At 64.0% G+C, this 19,627-nt stretch carries 16 protein-coding genes and 1 rRNA gene; 12 read left to right on the forward strand and 5 right to left on the reverse strand.

The features are described from left to right. A 16S ribosomal RNA gene (locus tag CCOS865_RS28320) occupies nucleotides 1-782 on the reverse strand; the annotation flags it as partial. 594 nt (nucleotides 783-1,376) lie between these two features. Here CCOS865_RS28320 and rhtA point away from each other — a divergent pair. The 7 genes from rhtA to CCOS865_RS16635 all read left to right on the forward strand — a co-directional run bounded on the left by rhtA (nucleotide 1,377) and on the right by CCOS865_RS16635 (nucleotide 11,552). After that, on the forward strand, nucleotides 1,377-2,264 hold the full coding sequence (rhtA, locus tag CCOS865_RS16605; protein WP_119142756.1) for a threonine/homoserine exporter RhtA: 888 nt from the start codon (nucleotides 1,377-1,379) through the stop codon (nucleotides 2,262-2,264). A 193-nt stretch (nucleotides 2,265-2,457) separates the two neighbouring features. Beyond that, nucleotides 2,458-2,739, forward strand: coding sequence for a hypothetical protein (locus CCOS865_RS16610; protein WP_119142758.1), 282 nt, complete (start codon nucleotides 2,458-2,460; stop codon nucleotides 2,737-2,739). A 500-nt stretch (nucleotides 2,740-3,239) separates the two neighbouring features. Continuing rightward, nucleotides 3,240-3,782, forward strand: coding sequence for a phage tail protein (locus CCOS865_RS16615; RefSeq protein WP_119142760.1), 543 nt, complete (start codon nucleotides 3,240-3,242; stop codon nucleotides 3,780-3,782). 31 nt (nucleotides 3,783-3,813) lie between these two features. After that, a complete protein-coding gene (locus tag CCOS865_RS16620) occupies nucleotides 3,814-4,371 on the forward strand; it encodes a phage tail protein (RefSeq protein ID WP_119142762.1) in 558 nt (185 codons plus the stop codon). A 24-nt stretch (nucleotides 4,372-4,395) separates the two neighbouring features. Next, the gene (locus tag CCOS865_RS16625) at nucleotides 4,396-4,938 is read left to right on the forward strand and encodes a phage tail protein (protein ID WP_119142765.1); all 543 of its coding nucleotides are present in this window, start codon (nucleotides 4,396-4,398) and stop codon (nucleotides 4,936-4,938) included. Continuing rightward, nucleotides 4,935-5,474 (forward strand): GNAT family N-acetyltransferase, encoded by a 540-nt coding sequence (locus CCOS865_RS16630; protein ID WP_167469072.1) that lies wholly within the window; start codon nucleotides 4,935-4,937, stop codon nucleotides 5,472-5,474. Before CCOS865_RS16625 ends, CCOS865_RS16630 begins: the two co-directional genes overlap by 4 nt. 81 nt (nucleotides 5,475-5,555) lie before the next feature. After that, nucleotides 5,556-11,552, forward strand: a complete 5,997-nt coding sequence (locus CCOS865_RS16635) for a putative Ig domain-containing protein (protein WP_119142767.1) — start codon at nucleotides 5,556-5,558, stop codon at nucleotides 11,550-11,552. Nucleotides 11,553-11,607: 55 nt separating this feature from the next. On the opposite strand, the gene CCOS865_RS16640 is transcribed toward CCOS865_RS16635, so the two are convergent. Next, nucleotides 11,608-13,416, reverse strand: coding sequence for an aminopeptidase P family protein (locus CCOS865_RS16640; protein ID WP_119142769.1), 1,809 nt, complete (start codon nucleotides 13,414-13,416; stop codon nucleotides 11,608-11,610). Nucleotides 13,417-13,559: 143 nt separating this feature from the next. On the opposite strand from CCOS865_RS16640, the gene CCOS865_RS16645 reads away from it, so the two are divergent. Further along, nucleotides 13,560-14,672 (forward strand): DUF3182 family protein, encoded by a 1,113-nt coding sequence (locus CCOS865_RS16645; RefSeq protein WP_119142771.1) that lies wholly within the window; start codon nucleotides 13,560-13,562, stop codon nucleotides 14,670-14,672. Next, nucleotides 14,656-15,426, forward strand: coding sequence for an alpha/beta hydrolase family protein (locus CCOS865_RS16650; protein ID WP_119142773.1), 771 nt, complete (start codon nucleotides 14,656-14,658; stop codon nucleotides 15,424-15,426). Before CCOS865_RS16645 ends, CCOS865_RS16650 begins: the two co-directional genes overlap by 17 nt. On the opposite strand, the gene CCOS865_RS16655 is transcribed toward CCOS865_RS16650, so the two are convergent. Then, a complete protein-coding gene (locus tag CCOS865_RS16655) occupies nucleotides 15,405-15,785 on the reverse strand; it encodes an antibiotic biosynthesis monooxygenase (protein WP_119142775.1) in 381 nt (126 codons plus the stop codon). The two genes, CCOS865_RS16650 and CCOS865_RS16655, sit on opposite strands and share 22 nt — an antisense overlap. Nucleotides 15,786-15,871: 86 nt before the next feature. Here CCOS865_RS16655 and soxR point away from each other — a divergent pair, with 86 nt between their 5' ends. Then, on the forward strand, nucleotides 15,872-16,342 hold the full coding sequence (gene soxR / locus CCOS865_RS16660; protein WP_119142777.1) for a redox-sensitive transcriptional activator SoxR: 471 nt from the start codon (nucleotides 15,872-15,874) through the stop codon (nucleotides 16,340-16,342). Here soxR and CCOS865_RS16665 read toward each other — a convergent pair. Then, nucleotides 16,332-17,318, reverse strand: a complete 987-nt coding sequence (locus CCOS865_RS16665; RefSeq protein WP_119142779.1) for a GlxA family transcriptional regulator — start codon at nucleotides 17,316-17,318, stop codon at nucleotides 16,332-16,334. The two genes, soxR and CCOS865_RS16665, sit on opposite strands and share 11 nt — an antisense overlap. A gap of 82 nt (nucleotides 17,319-17,400) precedes the next feature. On the opposite strand from CCOS865_RS16665, the gene CCOS865_RS16670 reads away from it, so the two are divergent. After that, a complete protein-coding gene (locus tag CCOS865_RS16670) occupies nucleotides 17,401-17,958 on the forward strand; it encodes a cysteine hydrolase family protein (protein ID WP_119142781.1) in 558 nt (185 codons plus the stop codon). A 3-nt stretch (nucleotides 17,959-17,961) separates the two neighbouring features. On the opposite strand, the gene CCOS865_RS16675 is transcribed toward CCOS865_RS16670, so the two are convergent. Beyond that, nucleotides 17,962-18,525: a helix-turn-helix domain-containing protein gene (locus CCOS865_RS16675; protein ID WP_119142782.1), complete on the reverse strand. Its 564-nt coding sequence runs from the start codon at nucleotides 18,523-18,525 to the stop codon at nucleotides 17,962-17,964. Nucleotides 18,526-18,609: 84 nt separating this feature from the next. Here CCOS865_RS16675 and CCOS865_RS16680 point away from each other — a divergent pair, with 84 nt between their 5' ends. Beyond that, nucleotides 18,610-19,560 (forward strand): DMT family transporter, encoded by a 951-nt coding sequence (locus tag CCOS865_RS16680; protein ID WP_119142784.1) that lies wholly within the window; start codon nucleotides 18,610-18,612, stop codon nucleotides 19,558-19,560. Nucleotides 19,561-19,627 lie beyond the last annotated feature (67 nt).

Below are 19,627 nucleotides of genomic sequence, written 5' to 3' on the forward strand. Positions count from 1 at the left end.
ACCCTGTTTCTTCCCCCCGCTTCCGACCCTCAGTTGCGTTACCGTTCCAGGGGTCCGCCTTCGCCCCGGGTGTTCCTTCCTATATCTACGCATTTCCCCCCTACCCAGGAAATTCCCCCACCCTCTACTGTACTCTAGCTTGCCAGTTTTGGATGCAGTTCCCAGGTTGAGCCCGGGGCTTTCACATCCAACTTAACAAACCACCTACGCGCGCTTTACGCCCAGTAATTCCGATTAACGCTTGCACCCTCTGTATTACCGCGGCTGCTGGCACAGAGTTAGCCGGTGCTTATTCTGTCGGTAACGTCAAAGCAGCAAGGTATTAACCAACTGCCCTTCCTCCCAACTTAAAGTGCTTTACAATCCGAAGACCTTCTTCACACACGCGGCATGGCTGGATCAGGCTTTCGCCCATTGTCCAATATTCCCCACTGCTGCCTCCCGTAGGAGTCTGGACCGTGTCTCAGTTCCAGTGTGACTGATCATCCTCTCAGACCAGTTACGGATCGTCGCCTTGGTGAGCCATTACCTCACCAACTAGCTAATCCGACCTAGGCTCATCTGATAGCGCAAGGCCCGAAGGTCCCCTGCTTTCTCCCGTAGGACGTATGCGGTATTAGCGTTCCTTTCGAAACGTTGTCCCCCACTACCAGGCAGATTCCTAGGCATTACTCACCCGTCCGCCGCTGAATCGAAGAGCAAGCTCTTCTCATCCGCTCGACTTGCATGTGTTAGGCCTGCCGCCAGCGTTCAATCTGAGCCATGATCAAACTCTTCAGTTCAATACTGCTTGGGTTTTTAAGAAACCCTAAACTTGGCTCAGCAATCTCAAATGACTACTATGATTTCTCATGTGGCCACTTGTGATGCTGATAATCTTGGCGACTATCAAACCATACTCACAAGCACCCACACGAATTGCTTGATTCAATTTGTTAAAGAGCGGTTGGTTACTTTTCGTCTCAACCGAGGCGCGCATTCTACGCTTTCCTCAGAGCCTGTCAAGCGTTTATTTTGAAGTTTTCTGCGAGAATCTCGTTCAACTTCAAACACTTGGCTCGCTGCGATCTCTCGTAGCGGGAGGCGAATTCTACAGCGTTACACGCTGTTGTCAACTGCCTTTTTCACCGCTGCCGATCAGACGATCGAAGCACTTCCATACTGCCTGAAACTTCTAACTCATTGAAACTCAAGGAGTTTTCCGTTCCAACTACGCTGGAAGTGGGGCGCATTATAAGGGGATCTGAGAGGGCGTCAACCGTTAATTTCAATAACCGTGCATATCAGTGAATAAAGGCCGCCTGCTTGCGGTACCCCACCCTCATTGCGCACTATAGTGCTCAACCGCATCACCCCCTCTAAGGATCGCCCCGCCCATGAGCACACCGCCGCGCAGCCTGGCCACCACCTTGTTCCCCATCGGCCTGCTGATGATTGCCATGGCCTCGATCCAGTCTGGCGCCTCGGTGGCCAAGAGCATGTTCCCCCTGGTCGGCGCGCAAGGCACCACCACGCTACGGCTGGTGTTCGCCAGCATCATCATGTTGCTGGTGCTGCGGCCATGGCGTGCGCGGATGAACAGCAGCACCTGGCGCAGCGTGATCATCTACGGCATGGCGCTGGGCGGGATGAACTTCCTCTTCTATATGTCACTGCGCAGTGTCCCGCTGGGTGTCGCAGTCGCGCTCGAATTCACCGGCCCCTTGGCTGTGGCGATCCTGGCCTCGCGACGGGCCATCGACTTCGTCTGGATCGCCCTGGCGATCGCCGGGCTGTTGCTGCTGATTCCGATCGGCCAGACCGGCAGCGCCATCGACCTGGTCGGCGCGGGCTATGCACTGGGTGCCGGGGTCTGCTGGGCGCTGTATATCCTTTATGGACAGAAGGCCGGGGCCGAGCACGGGATACAGAGCGCCGCCCTCGGGGTGATGGTCGCCGCCTTGTTTATCGCCCCCATCGGCATCGTGCATGCAGGCAGTGCGCTGCTCAACCCGGCCCTGATCCCTCTCGCGCTGGGCGTTGCCGTGCTCTCGACCGCCCTGCCCTACAGCCTCGAGATGATCGCCCTGACGCGCATGCCCGCACGCACCTTCGGCACCTTGATGAGCATCGAGCCGGCGTTCGGCGCATTGTCAGGGCTGCTGTTTCTCGGTGAGCGGTTGAGCATGGGCCAATGGCTGGCGATCGGCGCCATCATCACGGCCTCGGTGGGCGCCACGCTGTCCATGCGCAAGGAGACCGCCCCACCGTTGGCGGCCGACTGATATGAGAAATATTTTCATTTGAGACGGCTTTTAGCGGTTGTACCTACCCGCCTGGCTGATTAAGCTGTCACAAAATCATAATCTTTACGCTATCTACTGTGCCGATCACGGAAGCCAGAGACATTTCAGGAAGAAATCAAAGCGATGACGACGGGGGGCAGGCATGTGGTCGCTCCCTCATTTAAGGACAGGAATGAAACGTATTTTTCTCATCCTGGCCATCCTGGCAATCGCTGGGTGTGCCGCTACCGCGAAAACCGAAGTCAAGCGGGGGAAAAAGGGTCTGCACATCAATTGCTCCGGCCTCTCCTCTTCCTGGGAGAAGTGCACCGACAAGGCCGCCAGTTCCTGCGGCAGCCGAGGCTTCAAAGTCGTCGCCCGCTCCGGTGATGCCGACGAAGAGCCCGGCGACTATCTATTCGGCATCAACCCGGCCGGCTACACCAGCCGCAGCATGATCGTCATCTGCAAATAGCCGCGATACAAAAAAGCCGCCCACGGGCTAAGGCTGATCAGTCAAGCCTTCTCGCTTGACGCTTGGGCGCAAGCAATCAAAATCCGATGCCTGTACGGGCATCGGATTTTTTATGCGTCTCGCTCCGTCATTGGAGCTGGCCCACACCCCCGAAAAGAACAGAACTACGGCGCCAAAAAAGCCACACAAACGACAATCAAACACTCGTTTGAATATTCTTTGAATAACCCCATCCGCAGTGGTGGCAATTAGGCACCCGCTCAGGCTAGCATTTGGCCATCTCTGGTTAGTTGCTGCCTTCAATCGGCCCCACCGCAATTAACCATCACCTACAGAGCCCAAGGAAGGGGACGCTCATGCAAACGCGCACACGGATGCTGTGTAACGGCTGACCTCAGGGTCACTGCCTCTTAGCCCAAACGTCTTACTCGTTGCTCACTCTGGTGCCAGGGTGGGTCCTTGCGGGTGTCTGCAGTTCGTATCAATGGAGGTTTACCAAGATGAATGGCTATCTAGGCGAGATTCGCCTCTTTCCGTTTGCCTGGGCACCTGAAGGCTGGTTGCCCTGTAATGGAAGTGTGTTGCAGATTGCTCGCAATCCGGCGCTTTTTAGCCTGATTGGCACTGTGTATGGCGGCGATGGGAAAACAACATTCGCCCTCCCGGACCTGCGCGGTCGCGTCGCCGCCTGCCAAGGCAACCCTCAGGTAGAAGCCTTCCCCCTGAAACCGGGTGCCCAGAGCGGCAGCGAGACGGCAGCGATACCCCTATCGATCCTGCCTCAGCACAGCCACGCGGTAAACGTCAGCACGGCGCCGTCAAACAACACGGTCCCTCAGGGAGGCGTGCCAGCCATTTCTCGGCGCGCCGCGGGGCAGCAGGTGGCCGGCAATATCTATGTCACGGCACAGGCCGACAAGGCGGTAGTGATCAACGGTGCGACCGTGGCCCCGACACCCGGTGCACCGGTTGCCAACATGCAGCCCTCACTGGTGCTGAACTACTGCATCTTGGTGAATGGCTATTATCCAACACGTCCGTGATCACTAAAAACTATCATCAAGGGGGCCTGATATGGATCCGTACGTAGGGGAAATCCGTCTTTTTGCTGGCGACTTCGCGCCCGTGGGGTGGGCGCTGTGTGACGGATCGACGCTTTCGATCAATGAATACCAAGCGTTGTACTCGCTGCTGGGCAACTCCTACGGCGGCAATAGCACCACCGGCACGTTTGGCCTGCCGGACCTGCGCGGCCGTGCCGTGGTCGGCCAGGGCACTGGCGCCGGCCTGACCCCGCGTACCATCACACAGGCATTCGGCACAGAGACCACGACGCTCACCGCCCAAAACACGCCGGCGCACAGCCACTCCTTTTCGGTCAGCTCCGACGTGGCGACCGACACCGAACCCAGTGACGGCAGCAACAAAAGAACGTTCGGCGTGTTCACCGGAGCGACTCCCGCGGTAGGACTGTACAGCACCTCGACCGAAACAGCGGCGCCCATGACACTCAGCACTGCCGCGGTGAGCAGCACAGGATTCGATGGGCCGCAGCCTCACGCCAACATGATGGCGTCAGTGGCGATCAATTACATCATCTGCCTGAACGGTAATTACCCATCACAGCCCTAACAGCCTCTGTCGGAAGAACACACCATGGACTCATTTGTCGGTGAAATCAGTATTTTTCCTTACGGTTTCTTTCCAAGCGACTGGCTCCCATGCTGGGGGCAGACGCTGTCGGTCAAGCAATACCCGGCGCTGTTCAGCATCATCGGCAACAAATACGGCGGTGACGGCACTGCCAGCTTCATGCTGCCCAACCTGAGCAATAAAATCGCCATCGGCGCCGGTGCCGGGCCAGGGTTGACGCCACGCCCGCTCGCTCAAGCCGTGGGCAGCGACAGCGTGATGCTCTCACCGCTCAATCTTGCGCCGCACAGCCACATCATCAATGCACGCAGCACCGGCAGCGGGTCGACGGCACTCAATGCCCCGGACAACAACGTGTTTCTGTCACAACCGCGCACGCTGGCCAACTACAACCCGGCCGTAACCCAAGGCATGACCCTGGCACCCAGCACCATCGGCAACACCGGAAGCGTAAACCCCCAGCCAGCATCGCGCTCCACCGTACAGCCACGGCTTGCCCTGACCTACTGCATTTGCATTAACGGTAACTATCCAAACAAACCATGAATGTTTGCGACCTGATCGACAGTTTACTGTCGTACATGCCTGGAACCCGCCACCTCGGTCTGCGCCCGCAGACCGAGGCGGACTGGCCGTTCCTGCGCGCTCTGTTCGTCAGCCGTCGCTGGGCCGAGGCCTGCGCCGCGCCCGGCTGGGGCGATGCGCAGCGCCTGGCGTTCCTGCACAGTCAGGCCGAACTGCAACAGCGTCACTACGCCGAACATTTTCCCAGCGCCGCCTTTCTGCTCATCGAGCAGCAACAGGCGCCGATCGGCAGGCTGTGCATACAGCATGGGGCAGAGGCACTGCACCTGGTCGACATCGCCCTGCTGCCCGCCTGGCAAGGTCAAGGCATCGGCACAGCGCTGATCCAGGCGATGCTGCGCGAGGCCGGCGACCTGCCCTGCACGTTGCACGTAGAAGCATTCAGCCCGGCGCAACGGCTCTACCAGCGCCTGGGTTTCAGAAGCACGGGCGAACAGGGTTTCTACCTGAAGATGCAACACCCGCCCGACCCGCACAGCGCCAGCGCCGACAGCTAACCCACCGCGTCGACGTCAGAAACCCGTTGAACAACAGCCGATCAGCCCAAGACCGCGGAGCGGTAACTTGCAGGAAGCTCAATGAACATGTCGCGCACGCCCCTCGGTCACTGGCTGACCCGCTTTTTTACCCTGTTCGGCCTGCTGTGGCTGATGACCGCGCAGGCCTTTGCGGCGCCCATCCTCAGCCCGGCGAGCGGCTCTGTATTGCCAGACGCCACGGTTGGGCAGAGTTATAGCCAGACCATAAGCGCCTCGGGCGGCGCGCACCCCTACAAAGACTGGTACGACTGCAATTGGCTCGACGGTTCCTTGGATGGATGCCTGCCGGCTGCGCTGTCCGTTGATATGAATCCTGGACAAGCGTCCACAACCATACGCGGCACGCCACAGTCCCCTGGCACCTATACCGTCGTTATCTCGCTGTTCGATGAATCAGATCCCGACATAGCCGCCACCGCTGCTGTGTACACCCTGACCGTTCACCCGGCAGGCGGCGCGATGAGCATCACCGGCGTCACGCCAAGCAGTGGCTCGACCGCTGGCGGAACCAACGTTGTCTTGACCGGCAGCGGCTTTTCCGGCGCCGACGCCGTTCGCTTCGGCAGTACGTCGGCGGCGAGCTTCACCGTGAACAGTGACACCCAGATCACCGCAGTCACACCTGCCGGAACGGCGGGCGCAGCCAGTGTGGTGGTCAGCAAAGGCGGCGTATCAGCCACCGCACCCACTAGCTTTACCTATATAGCCCCCCCGATCGCCAATCCCGTATCGGTGACGGTGGACGCCAATAGCAGCGCCACCCCAGTCACCCTGGTCCTCAGCGGCGGCGCCGCAACCAGTCTGGCAGCGGGCCCGGCCAGCAATGGCACCGTATCGGTCACCGGCATGAGCATCACCTACACGCCCACTGCCGGCTACTCGGGCTCGGACAGTTTCACCTACACCGCCACCAACAGCAGCGGCACCTCGGCGCCCGCGACCGTCACCGTGACCGTCAGCCAGCCAACACTGGTGGTTAGCCCGACCACGATACCGAACGCCATCGCAGGCACCCCCTACACCCTCAGCCTGACCGCCAGCACCGGTACAGCGCCCTACACGTTCAGCACCATCAGCCCGCTGCCCAACGGCTTGACGCTGACGGGCAACACCCTGAGCGGCACGCCGACCAATAACGGCAACTTCACTTTCGTCGTTACCGCCACCGATACCCACGGCGCTACCGGCTCACGCACCTACAACCTCATAGTTGCCGCGCCCACCATCGGGATTGCACCAACAACCTTGAGCAATGGCACCGCAGGCACGGCCTACAGTGCCACCATCACGGCCAGCGGCAGCATGGCGTCGTACACCTACGTCCTCGCTAGCGGCAACCTGCCGAGCGGACTAAGCCTTTCATCCAGCGGTAACCTGAGCGGCACGCCAACGGCGTCCGGTACGTTCATCTTCGCCATCAGGGCCACCGACGCCAACGGCTTCGCTGCCACACGCGTCTATGCGATGGTCATTGCCCCAGCCCCACTGGCCATTACCACGACCACACTGAGCACCCCGACCATCGGTACGGCCTACAGCGACAGTATTGTCGCCAGCGGTGGTAGCGCACCCTACGCTTACAGCCTCACCGGCGGCACACTGCCGCCCGGCCTGAGCCTGTCGTCCGGCGGCGACCTGAGCGGTACGCCGATCGCTGCCGGTACGTTCACATTTACCGCCACCGTCACCGATGCCAACAGCAACACCGACTCGCAAAGCTTCACGATGACCCTCACGGCGCCAAGTGTGAACGTGGCCCCGACCACGCTGAGCAACCCGCAGATCTACACCGCGTACAGCCAGACCTTCAGCGCAAGCGGCGGCACCACGCCTTACACCTATGCCATCACCAGCGGCAGCCTGCCGACCGGCCTGAGCCTGTCGACGGGCTCCGACGTCATGAACGGCACCCCGACAGTCGCGGGCAGCTTCACGTTCACTGTCACCGCCACCGATGCCAACGGTTTCGACGGTGCGCGCAGCTACACCATCAACATCGCCGCGCCATCCCTGTCGATCACGCCTGCAACCCTGGTCAACGGCACGGCGGGCACGGCCTACAGCCAGAGTTTCAGCACCAGCGGCGGCAGTCCGTCCTATCTCTACACGATAAACGCAGGTAGCCTGCCCGCCGGGATGAACCTGTCGACGTCCGGCACGCTCAGCGGCACCCCGACCGCCAGCGGCAGCTTCACCTTCGACGTGCGGTCCACCGATCCCGGCGGTTTCAACACGACGCAGAGCTACACCCTGGTCATTGACGCGCCCACGATTGACGTCTCGCCCACGGCCTTGAGCACCCCGCTGATCAACATGCCTTACAGCGACAGCATCAGTGCCAGTGGCGGTACACCGACTTACAGCTACGCCGTCACCGCCGGCAGCCTGCCCGCCGGCCTGAGCCTTTCGGCCAGCGGCGTCGTGAGCGGCACAGCGACCGTTGCCGGCGCGTTCAACATCACCGTTACCGCCACCGACGCCAACGGTTTCAGCGGTTCGCGAGCCTATAGCCTGAGCATCAGCGCCCCGACCCTGGGCATCACGCCAGCAACGCTGGGCAACGGCACCGCAGGCACCGCCTACAGCCAGAGTTTCAGCAGCGGCGGCGGCACTGCGCCTTATACCTACTTGGTAACCAGCGGCAGCCTGCCCGGCACCCTGAACCTGTCAACGTCCGGCACCCTGAGCGGTACACCCACCGCCAGCGGCAGCTACACCTTCACCGTCACGTCCACCGATGCGGGCGGTTTCACCGCGGCGCAGGCGTACACACTGGTCATCGACGCACCGACCGTGAGCCTGCCCGCAGGCTCGCTGAGCATTGCGCTGATCAACACGGCGTACAGCGACAGCGTCAGTGCCAGCGGCGGTGTGGGGCCTTATACCTACACCCTCACGGCCGGCAGCCTGCCGACCGGCCTGAGCCTTTCGGCCGACGGTACGGTGAGCGGCACGCCAAGCGCTGCCGGCCCGTTCAACTTCACCATCACTGCCACCGATGCCAACGGTTTCAGCGGCACACAGGCCTACACCTTCACCATCGCCGCACCGACCCTGACGATGACCCCCTCGACACTCGGCAACGGCATCGCAGGCACGGCCTACAGCCAAAGCTTCAGCAGCAGTGGCGGCAGCGCGCCCTACACTTATGCGGTGACCAGTGGCACCCTGCCGGGCAACCTGAGCCTGTCAGCGTCCGGCACCCTGAGCGGCACGCCGACCGCCAGCGGCAGCTTCGGCTTCACCGTAACCGCCACCGATGCGGGCGGCTTCAGCGTGGCGCAGCCGTATCTGCTGGTGATCACGGCGCCCACCGTGACCGTTGCACCGACGGTGCTGAACGCCCCGGTGGTCAATGCGGCCTACAGCGACAGCATCACTGCCAGTGGCGGTACCGCGCCTTACACCTACGCCATCACCGCCGGCACCGCGCCGACCGGCCTGAACCTGTCGACCAGCGGCACCCTGAGCGGTACGCCAAGCGCTGCCGGCAACTTCAGCTTCACCGTCACCGCCACCGATGCCAATGGCTTCACTGGCACGCACAGCTATACGCTGGTGGTGGCCCAGGCGGCACCTGTCGCCACCGGCAGCAGCCTCAGCGTTGTCGGCGGCAGCAGCGCCAACCCGGTCACGCTGGCCCTCAGCGGCGGCCCGGTGACCAGCGTCAGTGTGGTGGCCAATGCCAGTAATGGCAGCGCCAGCGCCAGCGGTACCAGCATCACCTACACGCCGAGCGCGGGTTTTGCCGGCAGCGACAGCTTCTCCTACCAGGCCACCGGCCCGGGCGGTACCTCGAACGTGGCGGTGGTCAACGTCACCGTGACCGCACCGAGCGTGGTGATCGGCACGCCCAGCCTGTCCAACGCCACCCAGGGCAGCGCCTACAGCGGCAGCCTGAGTGCCAGCGGCGGCACCGCGCCGTACACCTTCAGCATCACCTCGGGCAGCCTGCCGACAGGCATCAACCTGTCGACTGCCGGTGTCTTCAGCGGTACGCCAACGGTGTCCGGCACCTTCAACTTCACCATCACCACCACTGACGCCAACGGCTTCAGCGGCGCGCGCGCCTACAGCCTGGTGATTGCCGCCCAGGCACCGGTGGTCGGCGCCGTCACCGCTACGGTTGCGGCCAACAGCAGCAACAATGCCCTGACCTTGAACCTGGGCACGGCCCAGGTCACCAGCGTGGCCGTGGCCAGCGCGCCGCAGCATGGCAGCGCATCGGCCAACGGCAGCAACATCACCTACACGCCCAACAGCGGCTACTCCGGTGCGGACAGCTTCACCTATACCGCCAGCGGTCCCGGCGGCACCTCGGCACCGGCACAGGTCAGCCTGACCGTCAGCGCGCCGACCCTGGTGTTGAGCCCCGCCTCCGGCACGCTGGACCCCGGCACCGTTGGCAGCGCCTATCGCTTCAGCGTCGGCGTCACAGGCGGCATGGCGCCGTACAGCTACGCGATTGCAGCCGGTACCCTGCCCACTGGCTTGAGCCTGGAGGCCAGCACCGGCGAGATCAGCGGCACCCCGACCCAGGCGGCCAGCGGCAACCTGACCATCACCGTCACCGATGCCAATGGCGCGACCGCCAACCGCAGCTTCGCCCTGGCCATCGCCGCCCAGCCCGTCACCGTGGTGTCCTCCGACGAGGTCATACTGGCCGGCGGGCAAGCCTCGGTCGACCTGACTCGCGGCGCCAGCGGCGGGCCGTTCGTGCGCGCCAGCATGCTCTCGGTAAGCCCGGCTTCGGCCGGACGCTTCACCCTGTCGGGCTTCAACCTGCGCTTCGTCCCGGCAGCTGCCTTCGCCGGCACGGCGGTGGTGCGCTTCAGCCTGCACAGCGCCAGCGCCAGCGCCACGGGCACCGTGACCTTCTCCGTGCAGGCCCGCCCGGACCCGAGCAAAGACCCGGAAGTCATCGGTCTGCTCAATGCCCAGTCGCGGGCAGCCGATCGCTTTGCCAGCACCCAGATGGACAACTTCAACCGCCGCCTGGAGCAATTGCACAAGCCGACCTGTGACCGCAATTCGTTCAACGCCAGCGTCAAGGATGGCCGCGAAAACCTGAGCCTGGGCGCGCTGGGCAAGGCCCTGCGCGATGAAGTCGAAGGCAACGGCAAAGGCGCCGACAGCGACGACGATGCACGCCGCCGGGAGAAGGACAGCGCGCGCGCCAGCAGCGGCGAATGCCGTGAAGAAGCCGTGGCCTACTGGACCGATGGCTTTATCAACAGCGGTTCCACCCGTGCGCGCGGCGCCGACGACAACAGCTTCGTCACCTACGGCCTGAGTGCGGGCGTGGACTATCGCCTGTCGAGCCGTACCGTGGTCGGCGTGGGTATCGGTTACGGCAACGACCGCGCCGACATTGGCGACAATGACACCCGCAGCGACGCCGACGCGCTGGGCCTGGCGGCTTACCTGAGCGTCAACCCGTTGTCCGAGGTGTACATCGACGCCCTGCTCGGCTACAACCGCATTCGTTTCGACTCGCGCCGCTATGTCAGCGCCGACGCGTCGAACCCTTATGCGCATGGCTCGCGGGACGCCGATCAGTTGTTCGCCTCGTTGACCACCAGCTACGAGTACCGTCATGGCGCCCTGTCGCTGGCACCTTATGCCCGGGTCAACGCCAGCCTGACCAAGCTCGACGCGTTCAGCGAGCGGGGCGGCGGCATTTACGGGTTGTCGTACGAAGAGCAGCGCCAGCGCACCTTCACCTCGTTCGTCGGTGTACGCAGCGGTTACGACATCGTTACCGGTGTCGGCGTGCTGACGCCGCGCGTAGGCTTGGCGTGGGGTCACAACTTCAGCCACAGCGACGACTACCGCATGCGCTACACCGACCAAGGCAACGACGGCGTGCTGTATCGCCTGTCGCCAACCCCGATGGAGAGCAACTTCGCCGACCTGGACATGGGTGTGGACTTCAGCCTGAGCAACGGCTGGCGCGTGGGGCTGTCGTACAAGACGGCGCTGGGCACCGATGAGCGCAGTGAAATATTCCGCATTGGCCTGGACGGGCGCTTCTAAGCGTCCATGAAAAAAGGGCGGCCTTCGGGCCGCCCTTTTTGCTGACGCCGCCCGCTCAGAGCGGCGCGGTGCGTGTTTCCAGCCAGGCCAGCGCCTCACCCTTGAGCAGCGGCGCCAAGCGCGCACGCACCTGGGCGTGGTAGTCATTCAGCCAAGCCAGCTCCTCCTGGCTCAACAGTGCCGGTAGCAGGCAGCGGGTATCGATCGGGCACAGGGTCAAGGTCTCGAAGGCGAGAAAATCGCCGAATGCGCTCTTGCCCACTTCGCGGTTGACCACCAGGTTCTCGATGCGCACCCCCCACTCACCCGGGCGGTAGGTCCCAGGCTCGATCGAGCTGATCATGCCCGCCTGCATGGCGGTCTGCGGCGTCGTTGCCGCCTGGTAGGCGATGACCTGCGGCCCCTCGTGCACATTCATGAAGTAGCCGACGCCATGGCCGGTACCGTGACCGTAATCGACCTGGTCGGCCCAGATCGGCGCGCGGGCGATGGCATCCAGCAGTGGCGACAAGATGCCCCGCGGGAAGCTGGCCCGCGACAGTGCGATCATCCCTTTGAGCACCCGCGTGCAGTCCTGGCGCTGGGCCAGGGTCGGCTTACCGATCGGCACCATCCGGGTGATATCGGTGGTGCCGCCCAGGTACTGACCGCCGGAGTCGATCAACAACAGGCCATCGCCTTCGATGACCGCGTGGGACTGCTCGGTGGCGCGGTAGTGCGGCATCGCCCCGTTGCCGTTGAAGGCGGCGATGGTCGAGAAACTCAGCGACACGAAGTCAGGCCGACGCGCGCGCGCCGCGCTCAGTTGCTCGTCCACGCTCAGCTCGGTGATCACCTGTTCGCCCAGGTTCGCCTCGAACCAGGCAAAGAACTCACACAGCGCAGCGCCATCCTGCTCCATCGCCCGGCGGATATGCTTGAGCTCCGGCTCGCCCTTGCGCGACTTGCTCAGCGTGGTCGGGTTGATGCCCTCGAGCAGCGACACCTGCGGGTCGAGGTGCCCGAGCAGGCCACAGGTGACCCGCGCCGGGTCGATCAGCACCCGACTGCCTGCGCTGATCGCGCCCAGGGCGGGGGCAATCTCGGCGTAGTCACGGACTTCGATACCGTCCGCCGCCAACACGTGGCGCAGGTGCTGATCGAGCTTGTCGAGGCCAACGAACAGAATGGCCTGCTCCCGGCCAACCAAGGCAAAGGAGACGAACACCGGGTTGTAGGAAACATCACTGCCGCGCAGATTGAACAACCAGGCGATGTCGTCGAGGGTGGCGATGAAATGCCAGTCCGCGCCCTTGTCCTGCAAGGTCTGACGCAGGGCTTGCAGTTTTTCGGCACGGTTGACCGTGGCGTGCGGGGGCAGGTGCTGGTAGACCGGGTTGCCAGGCAGTAGCGGCCGCCCCTCCCAGACCTGGCCGAGCAGGTCGGTGTCACTGCGCAATTGCACACCCCGGGCCTGCAGGCTCTGGGTCAGTTGCCTGGAAGCGCCGAGGGCCAACACTGCGCCATCCACTGCAACGGTACCGCCCTCCCTGACGTTGTCACCCAGCCAGTCAAAGGCACCCGGGCGGCCCGGCATCAGCTTCATCAGCGCGATACCACTGCCCGCCAACTCGTTGTCGGCCTGCTCCCAGTAGCGGCTGTCTACCCACAAGCCGGCGAAATCGGCGGTCACCACCAGGGTACCGACCGAGCCGTGGAAGCCGGACAGCCACTGACGCCCCTGCCAATGGCCGGGGAGGTATTCGGACAGGTGCGGATCCGCGGAGGGCACCAGCAGGGCGTCCACCCCTTCCCTGGCCATCACGGCTCGCACACTGGCGAGGCGCGCTGGCACGCTTTGCTGAATCGGGGACTGACTGTTCATGCGCACTCCTGCGGTCACATCTTCGACTGTCGAAAGGTCGATAATGGAACAGCGACCGCCGTCCGGCAACCGCCGATCAACCGCGCTGAACTTCGCCGCCCAAGCGGCTTCACATTCCATACACTCCCAGCGGACGCGTAGCCATGCCCCGTTCCCGAGAGCCTCATGCCGCCGTGGTCCTGCTCGACACCCGCGAACACACACCGGACCATGAACACGCCACCCACCTCAAACTGGTCGAGCGCCTGGCCCACCTGCTCGGGATAGCCCATGTGCAGCCCGAGCAACCGCCGGTGGCCACCGACCACTACTATTATGTGCCCACCGAAACCTTGATCGAGCCCCAGCGCTACCAGCCGCTCGGCATCCAGGGCGAGCGCGACCTGTTCGGCGGGATGGTCAGCCACCCCTATATGGCGACCAAGGCGATCTCCCACCCGCTACTGGCCAATGGCAGTTTCCCACCGGGCTGGACCGACGCCTTCGCCCAGCAAGCCAGCGACGCCCTGCTCAAGGGCTACACCGTGTTCAGCAAGGACGACGCCCGCCGCGCCGCGCAACTGCTGCTGCCCGAGGGCGCGGTGCGGATCAAGCCGGTACAGGCCACTGCGGGGCGCGGCCAGCAGGTCATCGAACAGCTGGAGCAACTGGAGCCGCTGCTCGCCGACATGGACGAGCAGGCACTGGCGCTGTGGGGCCTGGTACTGGAAGAAAACCTCGAGGACGTCGAGACGTTCAGCGTCGGCCAGGTGCGGGTGGCCGGCCTGACCTGCAGCTACCACGGCAGCCAGCGCCTGACCCATGACCACCAGGGTACCGAGGTGTATGGCGGGTCTGACCTGGTGGTGGTACGTGGCGACTACCACGCGCTGCTGCAATTACCACTGGAAGACACCGTGCGCCTGGCGGTCAATCAGGCCATGGCTTACGAACACGCCGCCGAACAGCACTTCCCGGGGTTTTTCGCCTCGCGGCGCAACTACGACATTGCCCGCGGACTGGACCCGCACAACCATCTACGCAGCGGCGTGCTCGAGCAGTCCTGGCGCCTGGGTGGCGCCAGCAGCGCCGAAATTCTCGCGCTGCAGGCCTTTGCCGACGACCCTGCACTGCAACGGGTGAATGCCTCGAGCCATGAAGTCTTCGGCATGCCCGAGCTGCCCGCTGACGCCACACTCTTCTATCAGGGGAATGACAGTGAACTCGGACACTTCAGCAAATACGCACGGATCCGCGAGCATGACCATTCAGAGTGAAACCATCGAACTGCAGGTTCAGGGGGAAACCATTGCCGGCACCCTGGTCAGCCCCGGCAGCAAGATGCCAGGCATTCTCTTCGTCCACGGCTGGGGCGGTAGCCAGCAGCGCGACCTGGCGCGCGCCCGGCAGATCACCGGCCTCGGTTGCGTGTGCATGACCTTCGACCTGCGCGGCCATGAGAAGACCCAAAGCCAGCGCCTCACCGTCACCCGCGAGCAGAACCTCGACGATTTGCTGGTGGCCTATGATCGGCTGGTCAGCCACCCCGCGGTCGACCCGGGGGCCGTCGCGGTCATCGGCAGCAGCTACGGCGGCTACCTGGCGACCCTGCTGACCCTGCAGCGCCCGGTCAAATGGCTGGCCATGCGCGTGCCAGCGCTGTATTGGGATGAAGAATGGAACAGCCCCAAGCAGGCCCTCGATCGCCAACGCCTGAACGACTACCGCCGACGCAACCTGAGCCCGGCGGACAACCGCGCGCTGGCCGCCTGCGCGGAATTTACCGGTGACGTGCTGCTGGTCGAGTCAGAGCAGGACGACTATGTGCCGCACAGCACCCTGATGAGCTATCGCTCGGCGTTCGTCAGCGCCCACTCGCTGACCCACCGTACCGTCGATGGCGCCGACCACGCGCTGTCCAGCGAGGAAAGCCAGAAAGCCTACAGCGCGATCCTTGCCGCGTGGGTTGGCGAGATGGTCATCGGCGCGCGCCTAGACCGCTACCCGCACTATGCGCCCTGGTATGCCTGAGGCTCCGGGACCTGGCAGTGCAAACCGCCGTCGGCGGCGCGCACCAGGCTGCGCAAGGCCTGGTAGGCGGAGAAGTTGACGCCTCGGGCCTGGTGCTCGCGGAGCAGGTCGAGAAACGGCTCCTGGCCAAAGCTGGCACTTGCCGCCGCCCATTCCTGACGCGATTGCCATTGCAGGTACTGCAGCACCCGGCTGCCGTCGTCACTGGCCTGGACACTCACGCCGAGCAATGCCGCGCAACGCGAGGCCAGGTGCTCGCTGCGCAGGACCAACGCCTCGGCCAGCGCCGCCTGGCGGGCAGCCGGTACTTCGTACTCGATCATCTGGGTAAACCACAGGGCATGGGTGTTGACCGCCATGAGTCGTCTCCTGGTAGCGGATGCTTGCAGCATTCATGGCCGGCAGGGTAAAACCTCCAGTTAACTCAAGGTCAAGGACTATTTGCATGCCGCCCAAGCCCCCCACCCGCGAAGAGCGCCTGCTCAGCGTAGGCCAACTGGCCAGCCGCAGTGGGGTGGCGGTCACCGCCCTGCACTTCTATGAAACCAAGGGTTTGATCCGCAGCTCGCGCAACGCCGGCAACCAGCGCCGCTACCCGCGGGCGATGCTGCGCCGGATCGCGGTGATCAAGATGGCCCAGCGCCTGGGCATTCCCCTGGCCGACATCGCCCAGGCCCTGGCCCACCTGCCGCTGGACCACACCCCCAGCGCCGAGGACTGGCAGCGGCTGTCCGCTGGCTGGCGGGACGACCTCAGCCAGCGCATCGAAGCGCTGACACAGCTGCGCGACCAGCTCGATGGCTGCATCGGCTGTGGCTGCATGTCGTTGAAGGAGTGCCCGCTGCGCAATCACCATGATCGCCTGGCCGAAGCCGGACCCGGGCCACACCCAGCGGACTCAGCGACTACTCACTGAGCACGGCGAACCGGCGCCGGTAGTCGCTGGGCGTCTGCCCGGTGATGCGCTGGAACACCTTGCGGAACGCGCCGGGGTCCTGGTAACCCACGCCCCAGGCGATCTGATCGACACTGCGGCGGGTGAACTCCAGCAACCGACACGCCCGCCCTACCCGCACCTGCTGGCAGTACTCGGTCGGACGCAGCCCCGTGGCGGCGCGAAACCTGCGCAGAAACGTGCGTTGCTCCAACCCGGCGCAGAGCGCCATGGCCGGGAGGCTGACCGCCTGCGGCGCGCTGCTCTGGAGCCAGTGCTGAACCTTGAGCACGGCCTCGTCGCCGTGGTCCAGCCGAGGGCTGAACAGTGCCCCCGGCAGCGCACGCGTGACGGGCTCGACAGCCAGGTAGCGGGCGGTCTCTCGGGCCAGCGTGGCACCGAGAAAACGCTCCAGCAGGCGCAGGCCAAGCTCGGTCCAGGCCATCAGCCCCGCTGAAGTGACGATGTCGCCGTCGTCCAGCAGCGGCTGGCCGGCGTCGACCCGAACCTTGGGAAAGCGCTCGGCCAGTGCCTGGGCGTAATTCCAGTGGGTGCTCGCGGCACGCCCATCGAGCAGGCCACTGGCGGCAATGAAGAACACCCCGATGCACACCGAGGCGAGCACCGTGCCCTGGGCATGCCAGGCGCACAGTGCGTGACGGTGCTGCGCCAGCAGCTGCACCGACGGCGCAGCCTCCAGGCTTGGCGGGATGACCAGCACGCGCAGGGCATGCTGCGGCTGCGGCAGGCTGTCATGGAGGACCTGCAACGCGCCACTGCCGTCGACCTGCCAGTGGCTGATGCGCACCGGCGCCAGGCGGTTGTCGCCGAGCTCCGCCGCGACCTTGTTGGCCACCGCGAACAGGTCGGTCAAGCCATGCACCGCCGCGCTTTGCGCACCGGGGTAGACCAGTACGCCGATTTCCACGCCGCCAGGGTTGTCAGTTTTTGCCGTCATTGTGTCGATCGCGCCAATCCTCAAGCCGAGCATTCAAGCCTATAACTATCGTCATCCCACGACCACTGCCACAGGAGGCAGCATGAGCAAGCAGGCTTTGATTCTCATCGACATCCAGAACGATTACTTCCCGGGCGGCAAATGGACCCTCGACGGCGCCGATGCCGCCGCAGACAACGCCGCGCGCCTGCTGGCCGCAGCACGCCAACGCGGTGACCTGGTGGTGCATGTGCGGCATGAGTTCGCCGCAGCCGACGCGCCGTTCTTCACCCCAGGCTCGGCAGGCGCCGCCATTCACCCCAAGGTCGCGCCACAGGCCGGCGAACCGATCGTCCTCAAGCACCAGGTCAACTCGTTTCGCGACACCGAGCTCACCGCCTTGCTGGAGCAGCACGCTGTGCAGGCCTTGACCATTGTCGGCAGCATGAGCCACATGTGCATCGATGCCGTCACCCGCGCCGCGGCAGACCTGGGCCATGAGGTCACGGTGGCGCATGACGCCTGCGCCACCCGGGCGCTGGAGTTCAATGGGCTGACCGTACCCGCCGCGCAGGTGCACGCGGCGTTCATGGCCGCGCTGGCGTTCGCCTATGCCAAGGTCGAGAGCACCGAAGCGTGCCTGGCGAACTACCCGCGCTGAGGTCTAGATCACCACATTGCGCACGAAGCGCACCGGCTGGTCGCCGTCATTGCGGTAGCAATAGCGGCAATCACTGGGGAAGACATGGAAGTCGCCGGCGCCCAGGCTGTGCGGCTGATCCTCGATGATCAGGGTCAGGCGTCCCTCGGCGACATAGATCTGCTCGCTCCACCCCTCGGCGTCAGCCTCACTGGCGTAGCATTCGCCCGGCGCCAGGGTCCACGCCCACAGCTCGACTTCGCGTCGGGCCACACTGCTGCCAAGCAGCACGGCCTTGCTGCCGGGGTGCTCACCGGCCCAGGCGAGCTCGTCGATACGGCTGGGGTCGCGTTTGTCCGGCGCCTGGATCAGGGTGCTGAAGGCCACACCCAACGCCTCGGCAATCAGGTCGAGAGTGGTCAGGCTGACGTTTTTCTCCCCCGCCTCGATCGCCACCAGCATCCGCCGGCTGACACCTGAACGCTCGGCCAAGGCGGTCTGGCTCAAGCCGGCGAGGTGACGCAGCTGACGAACATTCTGGCTGACGTGCTGAAGCACCGAAGCACGGTGTGCGGAATCTTTGTGCACTATATTGCTCACTTGAGGCTGCTGCGCAGTATACTGCCCATTTTTGCGGCGATTGTGCGCCGCCTCCGCCGAGTGTGCAAGACCATGAACCGCGCCGCCCCCAGCAACCCAAATCCGTCCGTGTCGTTTCGCCTGAGCAAGGCCGAACTGGTGCTGGTGTTCATCACCATGCTGTGGGGCGGGACTTTTCTCATCGTGCACAACGTGATGAACGTCAGCGGCCCGATGTTCTTCGTCGGCCTGCGCTTTGCCGCTGCGGCGTTGTTTGTCGGCGTGGTCTCGGCCCGCGCGCTGCCCGGGCTGACGTTTACCGAGCTCAAGGCCGGCGTGCTGATCGGCGTGACCATCATGCTCGGCTACGGGCTGCAGACCATGGGCCTGCAGACGATCAGCAGCAGCCAGTCGGCATTTATCACCGCCCTCTATGTGCCGTTCGTGCCCCTGCTGCAGTGGCTGGTGCTCGGCCGCCGGCCCGGCTTGATGCCGAGCATTGGCATCTGCCTGGCCTTCATTGGCCTGATGCTGCTGGCCGGGCCGAACGCAACCGGCCTGCATTTCAGCGAGGGCGAGCTGGTGACGGTGATCAGCGCCGTGGCGATTGCCGGCGAAATCATCCTGATCAGCCGCTATGCCGGCCAGGTCGACGTGCGCCGGGTCACGGTCGTGCAGCTGGCCACCGCCTCGGCACTGTCCTTCCTGATGATCGTGCCGACCCAGGAGCAACTCCCTGACTTTTCCTGGCTGCTGCTGACCAGCGCGATTGGCCTGGGCCTGATGAGCGCGATCATTCAGGTAGCGATGAACTGGGCGCAGAAGTCGGTCTCGCCGACACGCGCCACCCTGATCTATGCCGGCGAACCGGTCTGGGCCGGGGTTGTCGGGCGTATCGCCGGCGAGCGGCTGCCCGGTGTGGCCTTGCTCGGCGCACTGCTGATCGTACTGGCGGTGGTGGTCAGCGAGCTGAAGATTCGCCGCAGCAACGACGCGCTCGAACAGGCAAATACCGCGCCACGCGAGGGCGAAACAGGGCACTGAAGCAGAAAACTGCAGCTATGCTTTGTAAAAAACTGTTATAAAAAAACTGCTTGTCACACCCCATTTG

Origin of the sequence: Pseudomonas reidholzensis, assembly GCF_900536025.1 — a bacterium.
GTDB classification, from domain to species: domain Bacteria; phylum Pseudomonadota; class Gammaproteobacteria; order Pseudomonadales; family Pseudomonadaceae; genus Aquipseudomonas; species Aquipseudomonas reidholzensis.